At 68.9% G+C, this 9418-nt stretch carries 6 protein-coding genes and 1 pseudogene; 4 read left to right on the top strand and 3 right to left on the bottom strand.

The genetic code is table 11. The features are described 5' to 3' along the window. The 4 genes and pseudogenes from Q2100_RS21380 to Q2100_RS21365 form a co-directional block, all read left to right on the top strand. Positions 1 to 808, top strand: a pseudogene (locus Q2100_RS21380) (hypothetical protein); the annotation flags it as partial. Positions 809 to 929: 121 nt separating this feature from the next. Further along, on the top strand, positions 930 to 3872 hold the full coding sequence (locus Q2100_RS21375) for an MMPL/RND family transporter (protein ID WP_302915670.1): 2943 nt from the start codon (positions 930 to 932) through the stop codon (positions 3870 to 3872). Between the two features lie 194 nt (positions 3873 to 4066). After that, positions 4067 to 5098, top strand: a complete 1032-nt coding sequence (locus tag Q2100_RS21370; RefSeq protein WP_302915669.1) for an alpha/beta fold hydrolase — start codon at positions 4067 to 4069, stop codon at positions 5096 to 5098. A 236-nt stretch (positions 5099 to 5334) separates the two neighbouring features. Continuing rightward, positions 5335 to 6147 carry an alpha/beta fold hydrolase gene (locus Q2100_RS21365; RefSeq protein ID WP_302915671.1) on the top strand — a complete coding sequence of 271 codons (813 nt, stop codon included), beginning with the start codon at positions 5335 to 5337 and terminating at the stop codon, positions 6145 to 6147. A 76-nt stretch (positions 6148 to 6223) separates the two neighbouring features. Here the strand turns inward: Q2100_RS21365 and fadA6 are convergent, their stop codons facing one another. From fadA6 to Q2100_RS21350, 3 genes are all read right to left on the bottom strand, one after another. Next, positions 6224 to 7372: a steroid 3-ketoacyl-CoA thiolase FadA6 gene (gene fadA6, locus Q2100_RS21360; RefSeq protein WP_302915668.1), complete on the bottom strand. Its 1149-nt coding sequence runs from the start codon at positions 7370 to 7372 to the stop codon at positions 6224 to 6226. Between the two features lie 2 nt (positions 7373 to 7374). After that, on the bottom strand, positions 7375 to 7989 hold the full coding sequence (gene kstR2 / locus Q2100_RS21355; RefSeq protein WP_302915667.1) for a TetR family transcriptional regulator KstR2: 615 nt from the start codon (positions 7987 to 7989) through the stop codon (positions 7375 to 7377). 44 nt (positions 7990 to 8033) lie between these two features. Next, a partial coding sequence (locus tag Q2100_RS21350; protein WP_302915666.1) for a DUF4153 domain-containing protein occupies positions 8034 to 9418 on the bottom strand: 1385 nt, incomplete at its 5' end.

Below are 9418 nucleotides of genomic sequence, written 5' to 3'. Positions count from 1 at the left end.
CGTCACCGCCGCACGCATGGCCCGGCGGGCCCGCACGGCCGGCCAGGGGACAGGCGCGGCGCAGACCACCGGCCCGGCCGGGCGGTTCACCGGAGACGACGAGGCCATCACGCTGTCGACGGCGACGGTCTTCGTCGACGCGGCCGACTGGGACGCCCGTGCAGCATCACTCGGCGGCACCAGCAACAGCATGCTGGCGGCCGTCGCCGCGGGTCTGGCCCGACGCGCGGGGCGAATCACCGCCGACGGTGCGGTCACGGTCGGGATGCCCGTCAACGAGCGCACGGCCGACGACACCCGCGCCAACGCCGTGACCAATGTCGACTTCACGGTCGACCCCGCCCTCGCGACAACCGACCTGCGCGCCATCCGCGCCGCCACGAAGCAGGCGATCACGCAGCGCGAGGAGAATCCCGACGAGCGCTGGGTGCTGCTACCCCTGGTGCCGCTGATCCCCCGCCGGCTGCTCAAGCGGATGGCCGGGGTGGCCGCCGGAGCCGCAACGGGTGTCGTCGCATCCAACCTCGGTGAGGTCGACCCCGACGTCTACCGGCCCGACGGCACCGCCGCCGACAGCTTCGTCATCAAGTCCAACTGCCCCGGCATGACCCGCTCGCTCATGCACCGCACGGGCGGCATGATGGCCATGCTCGCGGGACGGGTGGGCGGACGGATCTTCCTCTCGGTCGCCGGCTACCAGCCGGGCCGGACCAACTCGACCGCCGAGGTGCGCCGGCAGCTGGCGGACACGTTGAGCGACTTCTCGCTCACCGCCGTCGACACCTCACCGGCACCGGTGGCCCGCTGAGCGCAATGCGCACAACACCGTAAACGTCGCTTGTCGCGACTAAGGCTCACAAGCGCGACCGGGGGGTACATGGCGCCATACCTTCGCTCTACCAGCACATACCGCAGCGAAAGGTCGCACCGTGTTCACAAAGTCCGGCACCCACAGGGCCGAGTCCAAGCCATCCGGTGACGCGTTCTCCGCGCTGGGCCGGTTCGTCGTACGCGCGCCGTGGGTCATGATCGGCGCCTGGGTCGCGCTGTTGATCGTGCTGAGCGTGTTCTGCACTCCGCTGGCGAAGGTGGTGCAGAGCCAGCAGGTTCAGCCGCTGCCGCCCGCGGCGATGGCGGCGACCAATCAGATGGCCAAGGAATTCGGCGAGTCCGCCCAGAACATCATGGTCGTCGTCCTCACCGACAAGGACAAGAAGGACCTCGGGCCCGCCGACGAGGCGACCTACCGCGAGGTGGCCACCACGCTGCGCGCCGACACCGACCAGGTGGCGAGTGTGCAGGACTACCTCACCACGCCGCCGCTGCGTCAGCTGATGGTCAGCAAGGACAATCAGGCGGCGTACATGGCGGTGATCCTCAAGGCACCTGCCGGCTCGCCCGAGTCGTCGGCCGCCTACAAGCAGATCACCGAGACCGTCAAGCACACCACCGAAGGCACCGGGCTGTCCGCCGACGTCACCGGCCAGGCCGCGATGATGGGCGACCTGTCGAACATCGGTGAGCACGACATGCACATGATCGAACTGGCCACCATGATCCTGGTGCTCTCGATCCTGCTGGTGATCTACCGGCGGCCCGTCACGGTGTTGCTGCCGCTGATCGTGATCGGCGTCTCGGTGACGGCGGCCGAAGGCGCGGTCTCGGCGCTGACCCACGCGGGCCTCAGTGTCTCGCTGTTGACGATGGTGCTGATGACCACGATGGTGGCCGGCGCGGGCACCGACTACGCCGTCTTCCTGATCAGCCGTTACCACGAGTACATCGGTGACGGAATGGATTCCGACGACGCGGTGCGCAAGGCGCTGAGCTCGATCGGCAAGGTCATCGCCGCGTCGGCGGCCACCGTCGCAGTCACCTTCCTCGGCATGATCTTCGCGAAACTGCCCTGGTTCACCAGTGTCGGCCCGGCCCTGGCCGTCTCGATCGCCGTCGCCCTGCTGGCCGCGATCACCCTGCTGCCCGCGGTGCTCGTGCTCGCAGGCAGGCGCGGCTGGGTGAAGCCGCGGCGCTCACTGACCGGCAGATTGTGGCAGCGCTCGGCCGTGCACATCGTCCGCAAGCCCAAGACGCACCTGGCGGCCAGCCTGGTGGTGTTGATCTCGCTCGCGAGCTGCGCGGCGTTCCTGCATCCCACGTTCAACGACCGGCTGCAACTCCCGCAGTCGGCGGAGAGCAACGTCGGCTTCTCGGCGATGCAGGACCACTTCTCGACGAGTGCCCTGCTGCCGCAGTACATCTACATCCACTCGCCGCACGACCTGCGGACCGCGCAGAGTCTCGCGGACATGGAGCAGATGGCACAACGGGTGTCCCAGCTGCCGAACATCGCCGCGGTGCGCGGTATCACCCGACCCGACGGCAAGCCACTCGACCAGACCAAGCTGAGCTACCAGGCCGGCCAGGTCGGCGACGCGCTGCACGGCGCATCGACGCAGATCTCGGACAAGGACCGCGATCTCGATGCGCTGACCAGCGGCGCCGACCAGTTGGCCGCCACCCTGGCCTCGGTGCGCGATCAGGTGCACAGTGCCAGTGGCTCGGTCAGTGGGCTCACCTCGACACTGGGCCAGGTGCAGGGTCAGCTCAACGCCGCGGCCAACCTGGTCGATTCGATTCGCGGGATGGCGAATTCGAGTACCGCGGCACTCACCCAGGCCTCCGGGACGGTGAATCAGGTGCAATCTGAACTGAACGGGCCGCAGTGCACCGCCAATCCGCTGTGCAGCGCCGGGCGCTCCGCTCTGGGCCAGGTGATCCCCGCCGGGAACTCGACGGCTGCGCCGGGCATGCTCTCGACGGTGCAGAATCTGACCGGCCAGTTGGACACCGCGATCAACACGCTGCGCAACGCGGCCGGCGGTGGCGCCGCGACCATCCAGTCCGAGGTGTCCCAGGTGCAGAGCGGCGCCGACCAGTTGGCCGACGGCAGTGCGAAACTGGCCGCGGGCGTGCACACGCTCGTCGACCAGACCAAGAAGATGGGTGCGGGCCTGAACCAGGCGTCCGACCTGCTGCTGTCGATGAAGCAGAACGCGACGTCGCCCGCCATGGCCGGCATGTACATCCCCAGCCAGGTGCTCGACTCGAACGACTTCAAGAAGGCGGCGCAGCTGTTCATCTCACCCGACGGGCATTCGGCGCGGTACACGGTCGAGACGACGTTCGACCCGTTCAGCACCCAGGCGATGGACCAGGTGTCGTCGATCCTGGACACCGCCCGCGGTGCACAGCCAAACACCTCACTCTCGGACGCCACCATCTCGATGGTCGGCACCACCGCGATGTACAGCACGATCCGCAGCGACTACAACAGCGATGTCGAGCTGATCATTGCCGTCACGCTGGCCGTGGTGTTCATCATCCTGGTGCTCCTGCTGCGGGCGCTGGTGGCGCCGCTGTACCTGATCGTCTCCGTGGTGCTGTCCTTCCTCTCGGCGATGGGCACGGGGGTGCTGTTCTTCCAGGTCCTGCTCGGTCAGTCGATCCACTGGAGTGTCGCGGCGACGGCGTTCATCGTGCTGGTGGCCGTCGGTGCGGACTACAACCTGCTGTTGATCACCCGCATCCGCGAAGAGTCGGGCTCGGGGATCCGCACCGGCATCATCCGGGCCATCCGGTCCACCGGTGGTGTCATCACCTCAGCCGGGATCATCTTCGCCGCATCGATGTTCGGTCTGCTGTTCGGCAGCCTCACCACCATGATGCAGACCGGGTTCATCATCGGTGTCGGCCTGCTGATCGACACCTTCGTGGTGCGGACGATCACCGTGCCTGCCCTGGCCACGCTGCTGGGGCCGGCGAACTGGTGGCCGGCGAGGCCGGGCACGGCGGCGGCCCGGCACCGGAGGTGACCGAGTCGGCCGGATAGCCGGTCACAGCACAGGAGGGCCGCCACCAGGCGGCCCTCCTTTCGTGCGTCGGCCCCACGGTGAGCGCAATGCGCAGAAGCGCGGTTTCGCCGTAAACGTGGGTTGTAAGCACAAGCGCGACAGCGTGATACGACGGGCCCTACGTTCAGGACATCAACGATGTCGAGGAGCCCACCATGTCGATCGCACCCGAGGACGAGCTGTCGCCCAATGCTTTTCGATCCGGCACGCCGGGTGGCGACGGCCCTGTCGAGCGGATCGTCGTCACGAGTGACGGCGTGCGGTTGTCGGTGCGTGACCACCGTGCCGACCAGTCCGACGCACCGACGGTCGTCCTGCTGCACGGTCTCCTCTTGTCGCAGCAGAGCTGGTCTCCCCAGGTGCGCCGGCTGCGCCGTAGGTGGGGCGGCAGGGTCCGCATCATCACCTACGACCACCGCGGCCACGGCTGCTCGGCCGCCGCGCCGATGACGACCTACCGGATCGACCGGCTGGCAGCCGATCTCGCCGACATCCTGGCCGCGTCCGACATCACCGGCCCACTGACGATCGCCGGCCACTCGATGGGTGGAATGACGGCGCTGGCGTACCTCGCCCGGCCCGCCGCCGACCGCCCCGTCGACCCGCGCGCCCTCGTCCTGGTGGGCACCGCCGCGGGCGGACTCGCCGGACGCGGAATGCCGCGCCTGCTGGCGACACCCGCCACCGGAGCACTGTTCGGCCTCGTCGGCCGCATGCCGACCGTGGACGCGGCCGTGCAGGCGATCATGCGGCCACTCGGTGACGCACTCGGGATGTTCGCCGGCGACGACACCACGGTCAGCGGCGTGACCGCTGCCGCTGTCCGCCGGACACTGCTGAGCACGGCGGCGGGCTTCCTGCCGAGCCTGCGGAGCTACGACGTGACCCGGTCCCTCGGGTCGATCACCGCGAAGACGTTCGTCGTCAGTGGCGGCGCCGACATCCTCACCCCGGCCGCACACTCCCGGGAGATGGCCGCCGCCATCCCGGGCGCGGTCCATCTGCACCACCCCACCGCCGGGCACCTGCTGCTGCAGGAGGCCGCCGAGTGCGTCAGCGACGTCGTCGGCCGCGCCATGGAGATGCGCCGCGCAACCTCGGATTTCGCGCCAGGCAGGAAGAAGCGGCACCTGACGCTCGTCGCGCACAATGCACAGAACGCGGACATCGCTGCTTGTGGCCGGTAGTGCGCACAAGCGAGAAGTGCTGAACGACAGTCTTTATCGTAGGAACAGATCGAACAGCGTTCCCCTCGAGGGGAACCCGCACGAATCGGAGCAACCGCATGAACGCCATCAAGAGCCTGCTGGTCGGCGCAGCCGCGTGCGCAGCCTTTGCGGCGGCCCCGGCCGTCGTGTCGCTGCCCGGGCGTGACGCCCAGCCGGCCGCCGTGATCAGCGCGGCCGACGAGCGGCTCAAGACCATGACGTTGCATGGTGACCGCCTGGCGTACCGCGACGAGGGCACAGGCGATGTGCTGCTGCTGGTGCACGGTATGGGCGGAAGTTCCAACACCTGGAGCGCGGTGATCCCGCTGCTCGCAGGCAAGTACCGTGTCATCGCGCCGGATCTGCTGGGCCACGGTTCATCCGACAAACCACGCGGCGACTACTCGGTGGGCGCCTTCGCGGTACTGCTCCGCGATTTCCTCGACGCACTCGGCGTCTCGCGCGTCACCGTCGTCGGCCACTCGCTCGGTGGCGGCATCGCGATGCAGTTCGCCCATCAGCACGGCGAGTACTGCGACCGGATGGTGCTGATCAGCAGCGGCGGTTTCGGCGACGACGTCGGCCGCGTGCTGCGCCTGCTGTCGCTGCCGGGCGCCGAACTGGTCCTGCCGGTCGTCGCATCACGGGCTGCTGTCTTCGCCGGCAACGCGGTGCGTGTGCTGACGGGATCCTCCGACCGCTTCACCGCCCGCCCGTCGCTCTCGGACCGGGATCACCGCCAGGCCTTTCTACGCACCCTGCGATCGGTCGTGGACTTCCGCGGTCAGGCGGTGTCCGCCCTGAACAAGTTGTGCGACACCATGCCTGCGCTGATCATCAGCGGCGACGACGACCGGGTCATCCCCGTCGAGCATGCCCGCGCAGCTCACCGGCTGCTGCCGAACAGCCGGCTGCACATCATGCCCGGCGTGCACCACCATCCGCCGACCGAACGGCCCGAGACGGTGGCCGGCCTGATCGACGAGTTCGTCGCCGCTGCCGCCGCGGACATGCCCGTCGCGGCCTGACCACTCCGGCGAGCAGACGCAAATTGCGTGGAAACACCGGCGTTTCGCAGCAATTTGCGTCTGCTCGCGAGAGGAACTAGAGGCGCTCGATGATGGTGACGTTGGCGGTGCCGCCGCCCTCGCACATCGTCTGCAGGCCGTAGCGGCCGCCGGTGCGCTCGAGCTCGTTGAGCATCGTGGCGAACAGTTTGGCGCCGGTGGCGCCGAGCGGGTGGCCCAGTGCGATGGCGCCGCCGTTGGGGTTGACCTTCTCCGGGTCGGCCTTGATCTCCTTGAGCCAGGCGAGCACCACGGGCGCGAAGGCCTCGTTGATCTCGACGACGTCGATGTCGTCGATCGACAGTCCCGTCTTCTCCAGCGCGTAGCGGGTGGCGGGGATGGGGCCGGTGAGCATGAACACCGGGTCGGCGCCGCGAGCGCTGATGTGGTGGATGCGGGCGCGCGGGGTCAGATTGTGCTCCTTGACGGCCTGCTCTGATGCGAGCAGCACCGCGCTCGCGCCGTCGGAGATCTGGCTGGCCACCGCGGCGGTCAGCCGGCCGCCCTCGGCGAGTGGCTTGAGCGAAGCCAGCTTCTCCAGCGTCGACTCCCGCGGGCCCTCGTCGATGCGGAAGTCACCCACGGCGAGGATCTCGTTCTCGAAGTGACCGCCGCGGATCGCGCCGAACGCCCGCTGATGGCTGGTGTATGCGAACTGCTCCATCTCCTCGCGGGAGATGTCCCACTTCTCGGCGATCATCTCCGCGCCGCGGAACTGCGAGATCTCCTGGTCGCCGTAGCGGTGCCGCCAGTTCTCCGATTCGCCGGTGGGCGAGGTGAATCCGAACTCCTTGCCGACCACCATCGCCGACGCGATCGGGATCTGGCTCATGTTCTGCATGCCGCCGGCCAGGATGACGTCCGCCGTTCCGGACAGGATCGCCTGCGCGCCGAACGAGATGGCCTGCTGGCTGGATCCGCACTGCCGGTCGACCGTGACGCCGGGCACCTCCTCGGGGTAGCCGGCGGCCAGCCAGGCGTTGCGGCCGATGTTGCCTGCCTGTCCGCCGATGGCGTCGACACAGCCGACGATGACGTCGTCCACCGCGCCGGGGTCGACGTCGACCCGGTCGAAGATGCCGCGGAACGCGTGCACCCCGAGGTCGATCGGGTGCACGCCGGCGAGCGAACCGCCGCGCTTGCCGACGGGGGTGCGCACAGCGTCGATGACGTACGCCTCAGCCATGTTCAGCTCTCTTTCGTGGTGTTCGTTGTGCCCGCGACGGTGATGCCGCCGAGGACGATGTCGAGGTACTGCCGGCCGACCTCCTGGGCCGTCAGCGGTCCGCCGGGCTGATACCAGCGCACCGAGACCCAGGTGGTGTCGCGGATGAAGCGGTAGACCAGGTCGACGTCGAGGTCGGGGCGGAAGCAGCCCTCCTCGATGCCCTGGTTGAGCACGCTCATCCACATCCTGCGCTGCTCTTTGTTGCGCTCCTCCACGTAGGAGAAGCGCGGGTGCGCGGAGAGTCGTTTGGCCTCGTCCTGGTAGATGACCACCTGCGCATGGCGGTGCTCGATCGCCTCGAACGACGCCATGAACAGCCCCTTGAGCCGTTCGAGCGGAGTGGGTTCGGTGTCGACGATCTGCCGGTAGCGGTCGAACAGCCAGTCCAGGAATCCGCGCAGCACCTCGTCGACCATCTCCTCCTTGGAGGCGAAGTGGTGATAGAGGCTGCCGGAGAGGATTCCCGCCGAGTCGGCGATGTCGCGCACGGTGGTGGCCCGCAGCCCGCGGTCGGCGAACATCGTCGCGGCGAGCTCGAGCAGCTCCTCGCGACGCGTCGGCGCCACCCTGTCCATCAGTGCAGACTACCAACCAAGCACTTGCTAGGTCGAGTCCGCCGTCAGTACCGGTACTCGTCCCATCCGTACTGCAGGCACAGCTCCGGCCGATCGGTGTCCATCGGCCGGTCCGCCCGCGACCGCGACAGATTGAACAGGTACCAGGGTTCCGGGTCGCGGTGCGGCGACGGCACGCAGAGCTGCACCTGCTCGGGCAGCCGGTGCACGGCCGGGTCGATGTCCGACGACAGCGTCGACAGGTACTCCGCGTCGAGTTCGCCGGTCCGCTCGAAGCGGTCGATGTTCCGGTCGGCGACCAGCCGCTCGGGGTCGAGCGCAGCCAACCCGAGCAGCGCCAGCACGCCGGCCACCAGCACCGCCTGCGGCAGCCACCGCGCCGTCATCCGGACACCCGCGGCCGCCACGAGCAGGAACACCGCACCCAGCCACAGCTCGATGGTGATCACCATCAGCCGCTGGACACTGAAGCCGTAGGCCTCCTGGTACAGCCACATCCGGTGGATCGCCGAGATGACCACGACAACAGATGTGGCGCACAGGATTCCGACGAGAATCCGGAGCACCCGACGGTCGGCGCCCGTCACCCGGGCCGCCACCCTGATCACCGCGGCCAGCACCAGCAGCGTCAGCGCCGACACCCAGAGCAGCTGCCAGAATCCCTGCCGCGCGTACTCCGCGTAGGTCAGCCCCTCGGTCTCCAGCACATGGGCATGCCCACCGAACAGCACGGTCGCCTGCACGGCGACGAACACCAGGAACAGCGCGTCCAGCACACCGAGCGGCACCGCCCACTCCCACCGCCGCACCGGCTTGCCGGGCGCGGGCGCCAACGCGTCCAGCCGCGGCGGGAATCGCAGCAGGTACCCGCCGCCCAGCACGAAGGCCGCGACGATCAGGAAGACGCCGCTGCGCGCGACGAACTCGTCGATCTGCAGCTCCGGGGTGAAGCTGCCCAGCACGTGCGCGAACGCGACGTCGGCCGCCGCGAACAGACCGCCGAAGACCAGGGCAACGATCGCGGTCACGCCCGCCACCACGGCCACCCGGCCAATGTCGGGGATGCGTCCGTGCGCCACCGAGCCGCTCGCACCGCGCCGGACCCAGCCCAGCACCCGCGCCGGCGAGGCCCACGGCACGAACGGTCCGGTGAACACCGCGGTCCAGGTGTTTCCGCCGACGATCGTCAGCCACCCGGTGATCCAGGCGGTCATGATGCACAGCACGCCCAGCCACTCCGCAGCGAGCAGTCCCGGCACCGCCAGCAGCGCCATCGTCAGGGCGATCCCGCACCACTCCCGCCGGGTGGGCCTGCGCTGCGCCGTCGCATACACCACCCCGAAGACGATCAGCCCGGTCACGAGATAGCCGATGCTGAGCACCGACGGACGCCACAGCGCGGTGCCCAGCAGTGCCGCCACCGGAGCGG

It is taken from the genome of Mycolicibacterium arseniciresistens (assembly GCF_030519285.1).
Classification (GTDB): domain Bacteria; phylum Actinomycetota; class Actinomycetes; order Mycobacteriales; family Mycobacteriaceae; genus Mycobacterium; species Mycobacterium arseniciresistens.
The sequence above is the reverse complement of the archived record's forward strand: the minus strand, read 5'-3'. Positions and strand labels throughout refer to the sequence as shown.

Coding starts and splice junctions, on each gene's coding strand:
- Q2100_RS21370 (WP_302915669.1), top strand. CDS start 4,067: ATGTCGATCGCACCCGAGGACGAGCTGTCGCCCAATGCTTTTCGATCC.
- Q2100_RS21365 (WP_302915671.1), top strand. CDS start 5,335: ATGACGTTGCATGGTGACCGCCTGGCGTACCGCGACGAGGGCACAGGC.
- fadA6 (WP_302915668.1), bottom strand. CDS start 7,372: ATGGCTGAGGCGTACGTCATCGACGCTGTGCGCACCCCCGTCGGCAAG.
- kstR2 (WP_302915667.1), bottom strand. CDS start 7,989: ATGGACAGGGTGGCGCCGACGCGTCGCGAGGAGCTGCTCGAGCTCGCC.